Origin of the sequence: Phenylobacterium sp., assembly GCF_025351295.1 — a bacterium.
Classification (GTDB): domain Bacteria; phylum Pseudomonadota; class Alphaproteobacteria; order Caulobacterales; family Caulobacteraceae; genus Phenylobacterium.
On the sequence record NZ_JANXWD010000014.1, the window covers coordinates 1 to 15,201 of the forward strand.

16 protein-coding genes and 1 pseudogene are annotated in these 15,201 nt (G+C 70.8%); 11 read left to right on the plus strand and 6 right to left on the minus strand.

Annotated features, from left to right (window positions below):
- Window positions 1-131: pseudogene (locus tag Q0R13_RS02145) on the plus strand (IS630 family transposase); the annotation flags it as partial.
- On the opposite strand, the gene Q0R13_RS02150 reads toward Q0R13_RS02145, so the two are convergent.
- Both Q0R13_RS02150 and Q0R13_RS02155 read right to left on the minus strand, forming a co-directional pair.
- A complete protein-coding gene (locus Q0R13_RS02150; RefSeq protein WP_293898777.1) occupies window positions 128-1,447 on the minus strand; it encodes an Hsp70 family protein in 1,320 nt (439 codons plus the stop codon). The pseudogene Q0R13_RS02145 and the gene Q0R13_RS02150 sit on opposite strands and share 4 nt — an antisense overlap.
- Before the next feature lie 72 nt (window positions 1,448-1,519).
- Window positions 1,520-3,802: an NADP-dependent malic enzyme gene (locus tag Q0R13_RS02155; RefSeq protein WP_293898780.1), complete on the minus strand. Its 2,283-nt coding sequence runs from the start codon at window positions 3,800-3,802 to the stop codon at window positions 1,520-1,522.
- Window positions 3,803-3,973: 171 nt separating this feature from the next.
- Here Q0R13_RS02155 and Q0R13_RS02160 point away from each other — a divergent pair, with 171 nt between their 5' ends.
- From Q0R13_RS02160 to Q0R13_RS02185, 6 genes are all read left to right on the plus strand, one after another.
- Window positions 3,974-4,387, plus strand: a complete 414-nt coding sequence (locus tag Q0R13_RS02160) for a hypothetical protein (protein ID WP_293898783.1) — start codon at window positions 3,974-3,976, stop codon at window positions 4,385-4,387.
- Between the two features lie 161 nt (window positions 4,388-4,548).
- The gene (locus tag Q0R13_RS02165; RefSeq protein ID WP_293898786.1) at window positions 4,549-4,875 is read left to right on the plus strand and encodes a metalloregulator ArsR/SmtB family transcription factor; all 327 of its coding nucleotides are present in this window, start codon (window positions 4,549-4,551) and stop codon (window positions 4,873-4,875) included.
- Window positions 4,872-5,342, plus strand: coding sequence for an SRPBCC family protein (locus Q0R13_RS02170; protein ID WP_293898789.1), 471 nt, complete (start codon window positions 4,872-4,874; stop codon window positions 5,340-5,342). The genes Q0R13_RS02165 and Q0R13_RS02170 overlap by 4 nt, the downstream gene beginning before the upstream one ends.
- A gap of 42 nt (window positions 5,343-5,384) precedes the next feature.
- Window positions 5,385-6,038, plus strand: coding sequence for a glutathione S-transferase family protein (locus tag Q0R13_RS02175; RefSeq protein WP_293898792.1), 654 nt, complete (start codon window positions 5,385-5,387; stop codon window positions 6,036-6,038).
- A 121-nt stretch (window positions 6,039-6,159) separates the two neighbouring features.
- Window positions 6,160-6,927 (plus strand): 4-hydroxy-tetrahydrodipicolinate reductase, encoded by a 768-nt coding sequence (gene dapB, locus Q0R13_RS02180; RefSeq protein WP_293898794.1) that lies wholly within the window; start codon window positions 6,160-6,162, stop codon window positions 6,925-6,927.
- A 157-nt stretch (window positions 6,928-7,084) separates the two neighbouring features.
- The gene (locus Q0R13_RS02185; protein ID WP_293898797.1) at window positions 7,085-8,530 is read left to right on the plus strand and encodes an amidase family protein; all 1,446 of its coding nucleotides are present in this window, start codon (window positions 7,085-7,087) and stop codon (window positions 8,528-8,530) included.
- A gap of 13 nt (window positions 8,531-8,543) precedes the next feature.
- Here the strand turns inward: Q0R13_RS02185 and dut are convergent, their stop codons facing one another.
- Window positions 8,544-8,999, minus strand: a complete 456-nt coding sequence (gene dut / locus Q0R13_RS02190) for a dUTP diphosphatase (RefSeq protein WP_293898800.1) — start codon at window positions 8,997-8,999, stop codon at window positions 8,544-8,546.
- 10 nt (window positions 9,000-9,009) lie between these two features.
- Entirely contained in the window at window positions 9,010-10,203 is a 1,194-nt protein-coding gene (gene coaBC, locus Q0R13_RS02195) for a bifunctional phosphopantothenoylcysteine decarboxylase/phosphopantothenate--cysteine ligase CoaBC (protein WP_293898803.1), read from the minus strand.
- Between the two features lie 118 nt (window positions 10,204-10,321).
- Between coaBC and Q0R13_RS02200 the strand changes: the two genes are divergently transcribed.
- Complete coding sequence (locus Q0R13_RS02200) at window positions 10,322-10,888, plus strand: hypothetical protein (RefSeq protein WP_293898806.1); 567 nt, start codon at window positions 10,322-10,324, stop codon at window positions 10,886-10,888.
- Window positions 10,889-10,929: 41 nt separating this feature from the next.
- On the opposite strand, the gene ubiB is transcribed toward Q0R13_RS02200, so the two are convergent.
- Both ubiB and Q0R13_RS02210 read right to left on the minus strand, forming a co-directional pair.
- Window positions 10,930-12,423 (minus strand): 2-polyprenylphenol 6-hydroxylase, encoded by a 1,494-nt coding sequence (gene ubiB, locus Q0R13_RS02205; RefSeq protein WP_293898809.1) that lies wholly within the window; start codon window positions 12,421-12,423, stop codon window positions 10,930-10,932.
- A gap of 6 nt (window positions 12,424-12,429) precedes the next feature.
- Window positions 12,430-13,188 (minus strand): class I SAM-dependent methyltransferase, encoded by a 759-nt coding sequence (locus Q0R13_RS02210; RefSeq protein ID WP_293898812.1) that lies wholly within the window; start codon window positions 13,186-13,188, stop codon window positions 12,430-12,432.
- A 62-nt stretch (window positions 13,189-13,250) separates the two neighbouring features.
- Between Q0R13_RS02210 and mutM the strand changes: the two genes are divergently transcribed.
- The 3 genes from mutM to Q0R13_RS02225 all read left to right on the plus strand — a co-directional run.
- Window positions 13,251-14,114 carry a bifunctional DNA-formamidopyrimidine glycosylase/DNA-(apurinic or apyrimidinic site) lyase gene (mutM, locus tag Q0R13_RS02215; protein ID WP_293898815.1) on the plus strand — a complete coding sequence of 288 codons (864 nt, stop codon included), beginning with the start codon at window positions 13,251-13,253 and terminating at the stop codon, window positions 14,112-14,114.
- Window positions 14,111-14,971: a TraB/GumN family protein gene (locus Q0R13_RS02220; protein ID WP_293898818.1), complete on the plus strand. Its 861-nt coding sequence runs from the start codon at window positions 14,111-14,113 to the stop codon at window positions 14,969-14,971. The genes mutM and Q0R13_RS02220 overlap by 4 nt, the downstream gene beginning before the upstream one ends.
- Window positions 14,972-15,000: 29 nt before the next feature.
- Window positions 15,001-15,201: enoyl-CoA hydratase-related protein (locus tag Q0R13_RS02225; RefSeq protein WP_293898821.1), on the plus strand; the 201-nt coding region annotated here is incomplete at its 3' end.

A 15,201-nucleotide genomic window follows, 5' to 3' on the forward strand; every position in this document is an offset into this window, starting at 1 on the left:
CCAACCACGTCTTCGCCGACTACGACGCCATCCTCGACGCCGTCTGCGACGCCTGGAACCGCCTCATCGCCGAACCAGATCGCATCCAATCCCTCGGATCACGACAATGGGCCATCTGCCGTGCAGATTAAGGGCGGTTGGCATAAGGGAGGGAAGGGGCCCCCGTCGTCCACCGCGACAAATCCCGCTCGCGGCCCATCAGCGCCAGGCCCGCGGCGATCGACTCAAGTTCCGCCCCCGTCTCGATCCGCCCGCTGTCGAACCGCCGGTGGAAGATCGCCCGGACGGCCGGGACCAGGGACGAGCCGCCGGTGAGGAACACCCGGTCGATACGCTCGGCCGGCAGGTTGGCGTCGGCCAGGGCGCGGTCCACCGCCGCCTCGATCTGCGCCAGCTCCGGAGCGATCCAGCCTTCGAAGCGCGCCCGCGGCACGTCGTGGACGATCGCAATCGACCCCGCCTCGAAGCGGAACTCGGCCGCCTCCCCCGCCGACAGCGCCTCCTTCAGCCGCGATACCGCGCGGTAGAGTTGGTAGCCGTAGTTCTCGTCCAGAGTCTCCACCAGCCGTCCGATCTTCTCCGGCTCGACGGCGTCGCGCACCAGCCGGCGGATCTCGCGCATGTCGCGGCCGGCGCGCATCAGCGCCAGCTGATCCCAACGCGCGAAGGCGGCGTAGTAGCGATTGGGCACCGGCAGCACCTTGCCGAACGAGGTGTAGTCCGACCCCTTGCCCAGTTGCGGCGAGACCAGGTTGTCGATGATCCGGTAGTCGAAGGCGTCGCCCGCCACGCCGACCCCTGACCGGCCCAGGGGGATCGCCCGCACCTCGCCCGCATGCCGCTCGAAGCGGATGATCGAGAAGTCCGAGGTGCCGCCGCCGAAATCACCCACCAGGACGGTGGCGTCGTGGTCGAGTTCCCTCGCAAAGAAGAACGCCGCGCCCACCGGTTCGTAGGCGTAGAGCACCTCCTTCACCCCCATCCGCTTGAAGGCGATCTCGTAGCGCTCCAGCGCCAGGCTCTCCTTCGGCGACCCGCCGGCGAAGGTCACCGGCCGGCCCACGATCACCCGTTCCGGCAGGCCGCCCAGCGCCTCGCCGGCATAGTCGCGGACCTTCAGCAGGAAGGTGGAGAGCAGGTCCTCGAACCGGTAGCGGCGCCCGAGGATCTGGGTCTCGCTGAAGCTCTCCTGGGCGGCGAAGCTCTTGAACGACTGGATGAACCGGGTCTCGGCCGGGTCCTCCACGTAGGCCTCGATCGCCCAGGGTCCGGCGGCAACGGTCCGGTCCGAGGGTCGCTCGGCCGGGGCGAAGAACGACAGGCAGCTGCGGAACGCGAACAGCTCGCCCTCCGGCGCCGGAAAGCGCACCAAGCGCGCCGGCCCGCTGGCCTCGGCTAGGCTGAGGACTGTGTTGGTGGTCCCGAAGTCGATGCCAAGGCTGTACATGCGCCCGCTCCCGAGGGGCGCGCCTCATACCAAAGGCGGCGTCGTCCCGGAAGCCGCGCAGCCGCCAGGTGTTCAGTCCACCAGCGGCCGGTCGTAGGCGCAGATGGTGGCCATCTGCAGTATGCGCGAGACGTTCGAGCCCAGCGGGCAGATCTGCACCGGCTTGTCCAGGCCCACCAGGATCGGGCCGATCACCTCGGCGTCGCCCAGGCACTTGATCAGCTGGGTCGAGATCGCCGCCGAGTGGATGGCGGGCATGATCAGCACGTTGGCCGGGCCGCTGAGCCGCATGAACGGATAGGCGCCGCGACTGTCCGGGTCGAGCGCCAGTTCCGGCGGCATCTCGCCCTCATACTCGAAGTCGATGCCCTCCATCTCGTCCAGCATGGCGACCGCGTCGCGCACCCGGGCCGAGCGCTCGCCCATCGGATTGCCGAAGGTGGAGTAGCTCATGAACGCCACCCGCGGCGTGTAGCCCAGGGTCTTGACCGCCCGGGCCGCCTCGATGCCGATCTCCACCAGTTCCTCGGCCACCGGCATCTCGGTGACGTTGGTGTCGGCGATGAACAGGGTCCGCCCCTTGGCCATCACCACGCTCATGCCGATGATCCGGCCGTCGGGCGCCGGGTCGATGACGTTCAGCACCTCTTCCAGCACCTGGTCGAAGTTGCGGGTGACGCCGGTGACCATGCCGTCGGCGTGGCCCAGGGCCACCATGGCGGCGGCGAAGGCGTTGCGGTCCTGGTTGATGAGCCGCTGGACATCGCGGCGCAGGAAGCCTTCGCGCTGCAGGCGGCCGTAGAGGTGGTCGACCGCCGCCTCGTTCCAGTGCGAGACGCGGGCGTTGAGGATCTCGATGCCGGCTTCCTTGGGATCGACGCCGGCGGCGATCATGTTCTCGTGGACCAGGTCCTCGCGGCCGACCAGCACCGCCTGGCCCAGTCCCTGGGTCTGGAAGGCGTAGGCGGCGCGGATGACCGCCTGTTCCTCGCCCTCGGCGAAGACGATCTTCTTCTTCCTGGCCGACAGCACCGCGCCCTGCAGCTTCTGCGAGAAGGCCGCCGTCGGGTCCATCCGCTGGGCCAGGCGCGCCTTGTAGGCGTCCATGTCGGCGATCGGCTTGCGGGCCACGCCGGTGTCCATGGCCGCCTGGGCGATGAACGGCGGAATGTAGGACAGCAGCCGCGGATCGAACGGGGTCGGGATGATGTATTCCGGTCCGAACTTCAGCTGCGTCCCGCCATAGGCGGCGGCCACCTCGTCCGGCACGTCCTCGCGGGCCAGCATCGCCAGCGCGTTGGCGCAGGCGATCTTCATTTCCATGTTGATCCGCCGGGCCCGCACGTCGAGCGCGCCGCGGAACAGATAGGGGAAGGCCAGCACGTTGTTGACCTGGTTCGGGTAGTCGCTGCGCCCGGTGGCCACGATGGCGTCGGGCCGCACCGCATAGACCTCTTCCGGCAGGATCTCCGGGTCAGGATTGGCCATGGCGAAGATGATCGGCCGCGGCGCCATGGTCTTGATCAGTTCCGGCGTCAGCGCGCCCTTGGCGCTGACGCCGATGAACACGTCCGCGCCCTGCAGCGCATCGGCCAGGGTGCGCTTGTCGGTGTCGATGGCGTGGGCCGACTTCCACTGGTTCATCCCCTCTGTGCGGCCGCGGTAGAGGACGCCGTTGCGATCGACCGCCGTGACGTTCTCATGCTTCACACCCATGGCCTTCATCAGGCCGAGCGTGGCGATGCCGGCCGCGCCGGGGCCGTTCAGGACCACTTTCACCTCGGAAATCTTCCGTCCGGTGATCTCGCAGGCGTTGATCAGGCCGGCCGAGCAGATGATCGCCGTGCCGTGCTGGTCGTCGTGAAACACCGGGATGTCGAGCAGTTCCTGCAGCTCGGTCTCGATGCGGAAGCAGTCGGGGCTCTTGATGTCCTCGAGATTGATGCCGCCGTAGGTGATGCCGATCGACCGCACCACGGTGATGATCTCGTCCGGGTCGGTGGAATCCAGCTCCACGTCGATGGCGTCGACGTCGGCGAAGCGCTTGAACAGCACCCCCTTGCCTTCCATCACCGGCTTGGAGGCCAGCGGGCCCAGATTGCCCAGGCCCAGGATCGCGGTGCCGTTGGTGATGACCGCCACCAGATTGCCCTTGGCGGTATATTCGTAGGCGAGCTCCGGGTCCTTGGCGATCGCCAGCACCGGCACGGCCACGCCCGGCGAATAGGCCAGGCTCAGGTCCCGTTGGGTCGACATCGGCTTGGTGGCCTGGATGGCGATCTTCCCGGGCGTCGGATAGCGGTGGAAGTCCAGCGCCTCCTCGTCAGTGAAGGTGCGTTTCTCGACCTGGTCCATGCGTCCCCCGCCCCGTCCCCGTGGGCCTTCGATTTCGTTGGAGCGGCCAGCCTATAGGCGTGCGTCAATGCGGACAACGCCTCAGGGGCGGAACATGGCCGAGGGAACATTCCACGGCGCCCACAGGTTGAGGGCTGACGGGTGCGGGGCGCGCAGATGGGAAACTCAACTATGCCGATCGACAAACGCATAGCCTATGCCGCGGTGGCGCTCGCCCTCGCCGCAACCCCGGCCCTGGCCCAGACCAAGGCGCCGTCCACCGCCGTGACGCCGCCACCGGCCAGCGCGGACGCCACGCCGCCCACCACCACGACCGATGCCGCGCCGCCGGCGGGCGCGGCCAGCGCCGAGGCCTCGGGCTCCAATGTCAGCGTCACCACCGGCATGTCGGTGAAGGACAACAGCGGCGCGATGATCGGCTCGATCACCGACGTCAGGACCGGCGCCGACGGCAAGCGCACGGCCACCATCAAGATGGGCGCGGACAGCTTCGCGGTGGATACGACCAGCCTCGCGGTCGCCGGCGGCGCGGCCACGGTCAATGCCACCCAGGCCGAGATCAAGACGATGCTGAAGAAGAAGTAGCGGCCGTTAAGCCAGACCGCGCATGGAAAGGGCGGCCCGCGGGCCGCCCTTTTTGATTCCCTAGGCCCGTCAGCAGACCCCGAGCAGAACCGTCGACCCGTTTGCGATATGTGATTGACGAGATCGTAAGTGTAGACTTACGGTAAGTGATGACTAACGCAATGGCCAGAACCCAAGGCGCCTTCGCCGCCCTCGCCGACCCCACCCGCCGCCAGGTGTTCGAGCGGCTGGGTGAAGGTCCCCGGGCCGTAGGCGAGCTGGCGGCAGGGCTGCCGGTCAGCCGGCCGGCGGTCAGCCAGCATCTGAAGGTGCTGAAGGCGGCGGGCCTGGTGAGCGATCGGCCGGACGGCGCACGCCGCGTCTACCAGATCGACCCGCAGGGCCTGGGCCAGATGCGAGCCTGGCTCGACCGGTTCTGGGACGTCGCCCTGGCCGCCTTCGCGGCCGAGGTCGAACGCGACAACGACGAAGAGGAGCCCCCCGAGTGACCACCCGCACCATCCAACCCGCCGCGGTGAAGAAATCGCTGCAGGTCAGGGCCAGCCGCGAGACGGCTTTCAGGGTCTTCACCGACGGCATCGACCGCTGGTGGCCCAAGACCCATACCGTGGGCGAGACGCCCCTGAAGCAGGCGCTGATCGAACCCCGCGAAGGCGGACGCTGGTACGGCGTCTCCGAGGCCGGGGTCGAGGATCTGTGGGGCGAGGTGCTGGCCTGGGAGCCGCCCGAGCGGGTGGTGCTGTCCTGGCGGATCAACGGCCAGTTCAAGCCCGACCTCTCCGTCCACACCGAGGTCGAGGTCCGCTTCACCGACCTGGGCGGCGGCCTGACCGGGGTCGAGTTCGAACACCGCGGGCTCGAGAACCTGGGCGAGGGCGGCGATCAGGCCCGCGCGATGATGGACGGCGGCTGGGGCCTGATCCTGGCCGGCTTCATCGCGGCGACCGAGGGCTGACATCCCATCTGAACCGGGCCGAGCGCCCAGAAGGAGGCTTCAATGACCATCGTGATCCACGGCGTGCCGGGCAGCCCCTATGTCCGCAAAGTGCTACTCGCCTGCGAGGAAAAGGGCGTCCCCTGGGACCTTCGCGCGATGAACTTCGGCGACAACAAGGGACCGGATTATCTGGCGCGCCAGCCTTTCGGCCGCATCCCGGCCATCGAGCATGACGGCTTCCAGCTCTATGAGGTCCAGGCCATCCTTCGCTACATCGACGCGGCCTTCGACGGCCCGGCGCTCACGCCCGCCGATCCCAAGGCGATGGCGCGGATGAGCCAGGTGATGAACATCGTCGACTGCTACGTCATGCCTTCGCTGAGCGCCGGCATCGGCTTCAACCGCATCGTCGCGCCGATCTTCGGCATGCCGGTCAACGAGGACGCCGTGAAGGTGGCCATCCCGCAGGCCCGGACCTGCCTGCGGGCCCTGGAGGACATCCTGGGATCCAACCGCTACTTCGCCGGCCACCAGGTCTCGCTGGCGGACCTGGCCGCGGTCGCCCACCTCGACTTCGTGCCGGCCTCGCCCGAAGGCGCCGAACTGATCGCCGGCTCCCCCCTCCTGGCCTGGCTCGACCGCATGGCCGAGCGGCCCTCGGTGCAGAAGACCGCCATGCGCCGGATGATGGGGCTGGAGGAGCAGGCGGCCTGATCGGACCACCAGCCTCCACGATCTTGTTCAGACCCGAGACATCCGTGGGCGCGCCTCGGCGCCATTGACCCGGCCTCCGGCTCGCGGGAGTTAAAGGCCCTCGCCAGCCGGAGAAGCCACCGTGCCCGCCCCGATCAGGATCGCCATCGCCGGGGCGCTGGGCCGCATGGGCCAGGCGCTGTCCGCCCTGGTCGAGGACGACCCGGACCTGCGCCTTGCCGCCCGCTTCGACCGGCCCGATGCGACGGGCGAGGGACTAGTCTCCGTCGGCGACGCGCTGGCGGCGGCCGACGTGGTCATCGACTTCACGAACGGCGACGCCTCGGCCGCTCTAGCCGCCCAGGCGGCCGGCAAGGGCGTGGCGCTGGTGATCGGGTCAACAGGCCTGTCGCCGGACCACCTTCGCCGCATCGCCCAGGCCGCCACGCGAGTGCCTGTGGTGCGGACCGGCAACTTCTCGCTGGGCGTCAACATCCTGATGGGCCTCGTGGCCCAGGCGGCGCGCGCCCTGCCGCCCGAGGTTTTCGACATCGAGATCACCGAGGCGCACCACAACCGCAAGGTCGACGCGCCCTCCGGCACCGCCCTGATGCTGGGCGAGGCGGCCGCCGCCGGCCGAGGGGTCGACCTGTCGAAGGCGGCGAAGCGCGGTCGCGACGGCATCACCGGCCCCCGACCCCGCGGCGAGATCGGCTTCGCGTCGCTGCGCGGGGGCGGTATCGTCGGCGAGCACAGCGTCATCTTCGCTGGCGAGGCGGAGATTCTGACCCTGTCCCACTCCGCCCGCGACCGCAGCCTGTTCGCCCGCGGCGCCGTCCATGCCGCCCGCTGGGTCGCCGGCCGGCTGCCGGGCGAGTACGACATGCAGGACGTGCTGGGCTTCAAATAGGTCCAGGGTCGGTTCTCTCAATCCGCTCATCCCGGCGAAGGCCGGGACCCAGATGGAAAGGCTCAGCGGTGGTTTCGACAGGCTCGGAGGCGATCCGGCGCACCTCGGCGCTTCGCGATCTGGGTCCCGGCCTTCGCCGGGATGAGCGGTCTATATCGTGAACGAGATCCTCGACCAGGACGCCACCGCCCAGCTCGCCGCGCTCGCCAGTAAGCGGGTGTCGGCGGTCGAACTGCTGAAGGCGTCCCTCGCCCGCCACGCTGAGACCCACGCCACGCTGAACGCGGTGATCGCGGCCGATCCCGAACGTGCCCTGGAGCGGGCCTTCGGCGCCGACGACGCCCGCGCCCGGGGCGAGGCCGGACCGCTGACCGGCCTGCCGATGACCATCAAGGACACCTTCGACGTGGCCGGCATGGCGGCCTCGTCAGGGCTGGCCGAATATCGACGCCGGATGACCGGCGACGCCGCGGCCGTCGCCCACGCCCGCCGCGCCGGCGCGGTCATCTGGGGCAAGACCAATGTTCCCGTGCTGGCCGCCGACTGGCAGAGCGTGAACGGCCTCTATGGCGCCACCAGCAACCCCTGGGACCCGACCCGCACCCCGGGCGGGTCCTCGGGCGGGGCGGCCGCCGCCCTCGCCGCCCACGTCACCCCGCTGGAGATCGGCTCCGACATCGGGGGATCCCTGCGCGTCCCGGCCGGCTTCTGCGGCGTGTTTTCCCACAAACCCACCTGGGGCCTGGTCTCCCAGCGCGGCCATGTGCCGCCGAGCCCCGATTCCCACACCGAACGCGACTTGAACGTGGTGGGCCCCATGGCCCGCTCGGCCCGCGACCTGCGCCTGTTGCTTTCGGTGATCGAGAACGGCTCCCTGGCCCCCAAGGCGCCGCCCGCCGACCTGCATCAGGCCCGCATCGGCCTGTGGCTCGACGATCCTCTCTGCCCGGTCGACCCCGAGGTCCGCGCGGTCCTGGAGTCCCTGGCCGATGACCTGCGCGCCGCCGGCGCCGAGGTCGAGCCGATCGCCAGTCCGGTCGACATGCGCGTCCTGCTCGGTAGCTACCAGACCCTGCTGGGCGCGGTGCTGGGCGAGGACATGCCGCCCCGGATGTTGCGCGGCATGGAGCTGATGCGCCCCTTCGCCCGGCTCGCCATGGCCCGCGGCGCCGGCCCGCTGTCGACCGCGGCCATGACCCTGGCCTACACGGCCCGCCACCGCGAGTGGATGGCCGCCAACGCCGTCCGCGCCCGCCTGCGCCACGAGATCTCCGGCCAGTTCGACCGCTGGCATGCGATCCTGGCGCCGATCACCCCCGTGCCGGCCTTCCCGCACGACCGGCGGGCCTTCACGCGCCGCAGTCTCACGACCTCGGACGGCAAGACGCTGCCCTATAATTCCCTGATCACCTGGATCAGCCTGGCCACCGCCCTGCACCTGCCCACGACGGCCGTTCCGGCCGGGCTGACGGCATCGGGCCTGCCGGTCGGCGCCCAGCTCATCGGCCCGCTGGGCGGCGACAGCCGCATCCTCGCCATCGCCCAGGCGATCGACGAGAACATCCACGGGTTCCGGGCGCCGCCGCCCATCCCTCCTCTTTAGGGGCGGGAAAAGGTCACGCCGCGCCTGTCGAGCCGAACCCGCCGCTGCCGCGCGCGGTGTCGTCGAGGCTGGCCACCTCGGCCCAGCGCGCCTGCGCCACGGGGGCGATCACCAGCTGTGCGATGCGGTCGCCCCGGCGGATAGTGAAGTCCTCCGAGCCATGGTTGATCAGGATCACCTTCACCTCGCCGCGGTAATCGGCGTCGATGGTGCCGGGCGTATTGAGACAGGTGACCCCGTGCTTGAACGCCAGCCCCGAGCGAGGCCGCACCTGGCCCTCGAAGCCCTCCGGCAGGGCGAAGGCCAGGCCGGTCGGCACCGGATGGCGGTCGCCCGGCCGCAACACCAGCGGTTCGGCTTCCGGCACGGCGGCGCGCAGGTCCATCCCCGCGGCCTGGGCGGTCTCATAGGCGGGAAGCGGGATCCCCGCGCCGTGCGGCAGGCGGGCGATCGGGACGATCGGGGTCACGGCAATTCCCTCAAGCGAACTGGGCGGCGATGCGGGCGGCGAGCTTGCGGGCCACCTCGCCCTTCGCCATGCGGTTCCATCGCTCGATTCCCCCCGCCGAGACTATCGCCACGGCGTTGTCGTCCCCGCCCATGGTCCCGTCGACGCTGACGTCGTTGGCGACGATCCAGTCGCAGCCCTTGCGGGCCAGCTTGGCGACGGCATGGGCTTCGACATCGTCGGTCTCCGCCGCGAAGCCGATCACCAGCTTCGGCCGCGCCTTGGCCTTCGACAGGGTCGCCAGGATGTCCGGGTTCTCCACCAGGCCGATGGCTGGCGGGCCGCCCGGACCCTTCTTGATCTTGCTGGCGCCGAGGCTCTCCGGCCGCCAGTCGGCCACCGCCGCCACGCAGACGGCGATGTCCGCGGGCAACGCGGCCTCGCAGGCCGCCAGCATCTCCCGCGCCGTCTCCACGTCGACCCGGTTCACGCCGGCGGGCGCGGGCAGCGCGGTGGGCCCGCTGACCAGCGTCACCTCCGCCCCCAGGGCCGCCAGGGCCGAGGCGATCGCATAGCCCTGCTTGCCGGACGACCGGTTGGTGAGCAGCCGCACCGGGTCGATCGGCTCGACGGTCGGCCCCGCCGTCACCACCGCGCGCCGTCCTGTCAGCGGCCGCGCCGCGCCGCCGCCCAGCGCCGCCATGACCGCCTCGAAGATCGCCGCCGGCTCGGCCATCCGCCCCGGCCCATATTCGCCACAGGCCATGGCCCCCTCGTCCGGGCCGACGAACAGCACGCCGTCGGCCTTCAGCCGCGCCAAGTTCCGCCGGGTGGCCGGGTGCTGCCACATCCGCACGTTCATCGCCGGGGCCATCAGCACCGGCTTGTCGGTGGCCAGCAAGGTGGTCGACGCCAGGTCCCCCGCCAGCCCGTTCGCCGCCTTGGCCATCAGGTCCGCCGTCGCCGGCGACACCACCACCAGGTCGGCCGAGCGGCTGAGCTGGATGTGGCCCATCGCCGCCTCGTCGGTGAGGCTGAACAGCTCGGAATAGACCTCGTCCTCGGCCAGCGCCGCCAGACTGAGCGGGGTGACGAATTCCGCGCCCGCCCGGGTCAGGATCGGCCGCACGCCGACCCCGGCCTTTCGCAGCAGCCGCGTCAGCTCCAGGGCCTTGTAGGCCGCGATCCCGCCGCCGACGATCAGGAGAACCCGCTTCTCGGTCAAGGCTGGAGGCCCCCGCAAATGAGGGCTTCGATTTAGTGCATCGCAAGGGACTCGACAAACCCACGCCGGTATGTTCATTCTTTGTTCTAGACGCAGTGTGTGGATGGGAGACATGAGAATGGCGGGACGGAAGATCGCGGCGCTGGCCGCGCTTTGCGGCACGGCGGCCCTGGCCCTGGCGGCCTGCGACAATGGCCCCTCGGCGGTGGCCCAGAAACAGGCGGCCGGCACGCAGATGGCCAGCAACAGCAGGCCTGACGACGCGCCGCGGTATTCGCCGTCGGACAGCGGGTCTCAGGTCGATCATCGCCAGGAGGCGGTGAAGCAGGTGGATGGCGCGCCGATCTGGTCGGCCAGCCGCAAATACTCGGCCCAGCAGAACGCCGAATATGCCTTCAAGAAGAACGGCGAGGCGTTTGGCGCCGACAGCCTCGAGGCCTTCGTCCACAAGGCCCACACCTTCGTGGCGCATCCGCCGAAGGGCACCCTGACCCTGACGCGCAAGAACGGCGACACCCTGTTCTACGATCCCAAGGCCAATGTATTCGCCGTGGCGACCAAGGAGGGCGCCCCGCGCACCATGTTCCACCCCGACGACGGCCGCGCATACTGGGACGAACAGAAGACCCGCGAAGCCAAGCGCCAGACCGCCCGCCGCAAGCAAGGCAGCGACGACGAGGCGTAGAGCGCTCCGCTCCCGCTCGCGTCGCGGGGGAAAGGAGATGGCTACCGCAGCAGCGCGCCGGCAAAAAACGCCCCGCCCGCCGCCAGGGCGCCGAGCGCGAACCACAGCAGGCGGCCGCTCCTTGGGGCGGGAACCGGCTCCGGCGTCGCCGGCGGCGCCGTCATGCGGGCGATGTTGCGGAGCGCCGTCTCGGCCTCGCCGGCCAGCTGCTTCACCCGGCTGAGCGGGGACAGTTCGCGGGCGATCCAGCGGCGGACCACCGGTTCGGCGGCGGTCCAGATGTCGTGGGTCGGGTCGATGCGGCGGGCGACGCCCTCGACGGTGACCATGGTCTTCTGCAGCAGCACCAACTCAGGGCGCAGGCGCATCTCGTAGAGGGCGGTGATCTCAAACAGCTGGGTCAGCACGCGGCTCATCGCCACCGCATTGGCGTTGCGCCCGAACACCGGCTCACCCACCGCCCGCAGCGCCTGGGCGAAGGCCGCGACGCTGTGATGGGCCGGCACGTAGCCGGCGTCGAAGTGCACCTGGGCCACCCGCGGATAGTCGCGCCGCAGGAAGCCCCAGAGAATCTCCGCCAGGTAGCGCCGCTCGCCGGCCCCCAGCCGCCCGATGATCCCGAAGTCCACCGCGTGGAGCCGGGCCGGCGCCGAGACGAACAGGTTCCCCTCGTGCAGGTCGGCGTGGAACACCCCGTGGTCCAAAGCCTGGGCCAGGAACGCCCGCGTCAGGTTGTCGGCCAGGGCCTTGCGGTCGAGGCCGGGCTGCTCCAGCGCCGCTGCGTCGGAGAGCGGCAGCCCGGCCGACCACTCCATGGTCAGCACCCGCTTACCGACCCCGTCCCAGACCACCTTGGGCGCGGTCATGTAGCCGTCGGCGGCCATCACCTCGCTGAGCTCGTCGGCCCCGGCCGCCTCCAGCCGCAGGTCCAGCTCCAGCTCGGTCGCCCGGATCACCGTCTGCGCGAACGGCACCGGCTGCAGCCGGCGCGCCAGCGGCGCCCAGCGCTCGATCAGCCGCGCCGCCAGGTCGAGGGCCGCGGAGTCCGCCGCCACCTGCCGCTCGATCCCGGGCCGCAGCACCTTCACCGCGACGCGGCGGCCGTCCAGCAGCATGGCCTCATGCGCCTGGGCCAGGGAGGCGGCGGCCACCGGCTCGCCGAACGCGGCGAAGATCGCCTCCACCGGCTGGCCCAGCTCGCGCTCCACCTCGGCCCGCGCGATCGCCATCGGGAACGGTGGCAGACGGTCTTTCAGGTGACCCAGGTCCTCTGCGAAGGTGCGGCCGAAGATGTCGGCCCGGGTCGAGAGCAGCTGCCCCAGCTTGATCGCCACCGGCCCCAGAACCTGCAGCGAGCGCGCCATCCGCTCGCCCGGCCGCCCGTCCCGCCGCGAGGCGAACAGGCGCAGGCCGTTGGCCAGGGTCCGCACGCCCGGCGAATAGAAGCCGTCCAGCTCGCGCGGCAGCAGGGCGTCGTTGAGGACCAGCGTCCACCCGGCCCCCAACAGCCGCACATAGGCGCCCATCGAGGCCATGCGGCGCTAGATCGCCCGCCCGGTGTGCAGCGCCGCAACCCCGGCGGTGAAGTTGGTCCAGCCCACCTGGCCGAACCCCGCCTCGCCGATCATCGCCGCGAAAGTCCGCTGGTCGGGGAACCGCCGGATGCTCTCCACCAGGTACCGATAGCTGTCGCGGTCGCCCGCCACCCGCGCCCCGATCTCCGGGATCACCGCGAAGGAATAGGCGTCATAGGCCTTGCGCAGGGCCTCGGTGACCGGGCGCGAGAACTCCAGGCACAGGAACCGTCCGCCGGGCTTCAGCACCCGGCGCGCTTCCCTGAGCGCGACCGGGATGTCGGTGACGTTGCGGATGCCGAAGCTGATCGCATAGGCGTCGGCTGTCGCGTCCGGCAGCGGCAGGCGCTGGGCGTCGCCGACCGCCCAGGCGATCTCCGGCAGGCCGCCGCGCTCGCGGCCGGCGGCGATCATCTCGGCGTTGTAGTCGACCACGAAGATCTGTGCGTCCGCCCCGCCCCGGCGCAGCTGAGCGCGCCGCGCCAGCCGGGCGAACCGCCGGGCCATGTCGCCGGTGCCGCCGGCGCAGTCGACGATGGTCTCGCCGGGCTGCGGGTTCAGCCGCGACGCCACCGCGTCCTTCCAGAGCCGGTGCACGCCCGCGCTCATCAGGTCGTTCATCAGGTCGTAGCGCGACGCCACCCGGTCGAACACGCCCCGAACCAGGCCGGGCTTTTCCGAGGCGTCGACATCGCGGAAGCCGAAGGTGGCGGAAGGTCCCGTCATGCGCGGCGTTCTAACTGCAGAGGCCTTGGCGCGCCAGCGATGGCGTGCCAAGCCAGCGCCCGATGCCCGAATTGCCCGAAGTCGAGACCGTTCGCGGCGGCCTGGCCCCCGTCCTGGAAGGCCACAGACTGGCCCGCGTCGAGGCCCGGCGGCCGGACCTGCGCTTCCCGCTGCCGGCGAATTTCGTGCAGTTGCTGACCGGGGCCACGATCACCCGCCTGGAACGCCGGGCGAAGTACCTGCTCGCCCGCCTCGACCGCGAGGACACCCTGGTGATGCACCTGGGCATGAGCGGCCGCTTCGAGATCAGCCATCCCGATGGCGAGGCGCGACCCGGCCTGTTCCACTACGCCCCGGAGCCGGACGCCAAGCACGCCCACATCGTGTTCACCACCGAGGCCGGGGTCCGGGTGACGTATTACGACCCGCGGCGGTTCGGCTACATGGCGCTGGTCAACACCGCGACCCTCGAGCTGCACCCCTGGTTCGCCGGCCTGGGGCCCGAGCCGCTGTCCGGCGATTTCGACGGGGCGCACCTGAAGGCCGCCTTCGCCGGACGCAGGCAGGGGCCCAAGACCCTGCTGCTGGACCAGCGGATCGTGGCGGGCCTGGGCAACATCTATGTCTGCGAGGCGCTGAACCGCGCCCGCCTCTCGCCCTTCAAGCCAGCCGGGACGATCTCCGCCGCCCGGCTGGGCAAGCTGGTCCCGGAGATCAAGGCCGTGCTGGCCGAGGCCATCGCGGCGGGCGGCTCCACCCTGCGCGACTTCGCCAGGACCGACGGCGCCCTGGGCTATTTCCAGCACCGGTTCCGCACCTATGACCGCGAGGGCCAGCCGTGCCGCAATTCCGGCTGCAAGGGCGTGATCGACCGCGAGATCCAGGCCGGGCGTTCCACCTTCTTCTGCCCCTTGTGCCAGAAGTGAGAGCCCTGCTCGTCGGCCTCGCCGCCGCCCTGGCCGTGGCGGCCCCCGCCCGCGCCGAGCCGCCGGTCTGGGTGGTCCGGGACGCTGATTCCGAGCTGGTGTTGTTCGGCTCCATCCACGTCCTGCCACCGGGCCTCGCCTGGCGGCCGGCGGCGCTGGATGCGGCCCTGGCCGGCGCCGACGACGTCTGGTTCGAACTGCCCATGGGCCCGCAGGCCCAGCAGGAGGTCGCGCGCCTGGCCGGAACCCTGGGCGTCCTCCCGACCGGCCAGTCGCTGTTCACCCTGCTGCCGCCCAGGGACGCCGCGCGCCTGGTCAAGGTCGCCGACGCCTATGGGGTCGACAAGGTCACCCTGGATCGGCTGAAGCCCTGGCTGGCCGAGGTCGTCCTGGCGGGCGGCGCCTATCGCAAAGCCGGCGCCGACACCGACCATGGGGTCGAGGAGACCCTGGCCGCCGCCGCGCCGCCCACCGCGCGGCGTGAGGCCCTGGAGACCGCCGCCGAACAGCTGGCCCTGTTCGACGAGGAGTCGATGGCCGACCAGATCGGCTCCCTGCACGAGACCCTGGGCGAGCTGGACCGGGATCCGGCCGCCTTCATGAAACTGGTCCGCGCCTGGGTGGCCGGCAACGTCGCCGGCCTCGACCGCGAGGCGCTGGAGCCGCTGCGCAAGGCCACGCCGAGCGTCTTCCGCCGGCTGGTCACCGAGCGCAACGAACGCTGGGTGAAGGCCCTGGACGCGCGCCTGAAGGGCCACGGCCGCACCGTGGTGATCGTCGGCGTCGGCCACCTGATCGGCCAAGGCGGCGTCCCGGCCCGCCTGCGCGCGCTTGGCTATTCGGTCACGGGGCCGTAAGTCGCGTTCCGAAGCCCGGAGCGCGCGCCATGAGCTATGAGACCCTGATCGTCGAGACCCCCAGCGCGGGGGTCACCCTGATCCGCCTCAACCGGCCGGAGGCGCTGAACGCGCTCAACAGCCAGCTCCTGAGCGAGCTGTCGGTCGCATTGGACGCCGCCGAGACCGACGAGAGCGTCCGCTGCGTCGTCCTGACCGGGTCGGAGCGCGCCTTCGCCGCCGGCGCCGAC

Coding starts and splice junctions, on each gene's coding strand:
- Q0R13_RS02150 (WP_293898777.1), bottom strand. CDS start 1,447: ATGTACAGCCTTGGCATCGACTTCGGGACCACCAACACAGTCCTCAGC.
- Q0R13_RS02155 (WP_293898780.1), bottom strand. CDS start 3,802: ATGGACCAGGTCGAGAAACGCACCTTCACTGACGAGGAGGCGCTGGAC.
- Q0R13_RS02160 (WP_293898783.1), top strand. CDS start 3,974: ATGCCGATCGACAAACGCATAGCCTATGCCGCGGTGGCGCTCGCCCTC.
- Q0R13_RS02165 (WP_293898786.1), top strand. CDS start 4,549: ATGGCCAGAACCCAAGGCGCCTTCGCCGCCCTCGCCGACCCCACCCGC.
- Q0R13_RS02175 (WP_293898792.1), top strand. CDS start 5,385: ATGACCATCGTGATCCACGGCGTGCCGGGCAGCCCCTATGTCCGCAAA.
- Q0R13_RS02200 (WP_293898806.1), top strand. CDS start 10,322: ATGGCGGGACGGAAGATCGCGGCGCTGGCCGCGCTTTGCGGCACGGCG.
- ubiB (WP_293898809.1), bottom strand. CDS start 12,423: ATGGCCTCGATGGGCGCCTATGTGCGGCTGTTGGGGGCCGGGTGGACG.
- Q0R13_RS02210 (WP_293898812.1), bottom strand. CDS start 13,188: ATGACGGGACCTTCCGCCACCTTCGGCTTCCGCGATGTCGACGCCTCG.
- mutM (WP_293898815.1), top strand. CDS start 13,251: ATGCCCGAATTGCCCGAAGTCGAGACCGTTCGCGGCGGCCTGGCCCCC.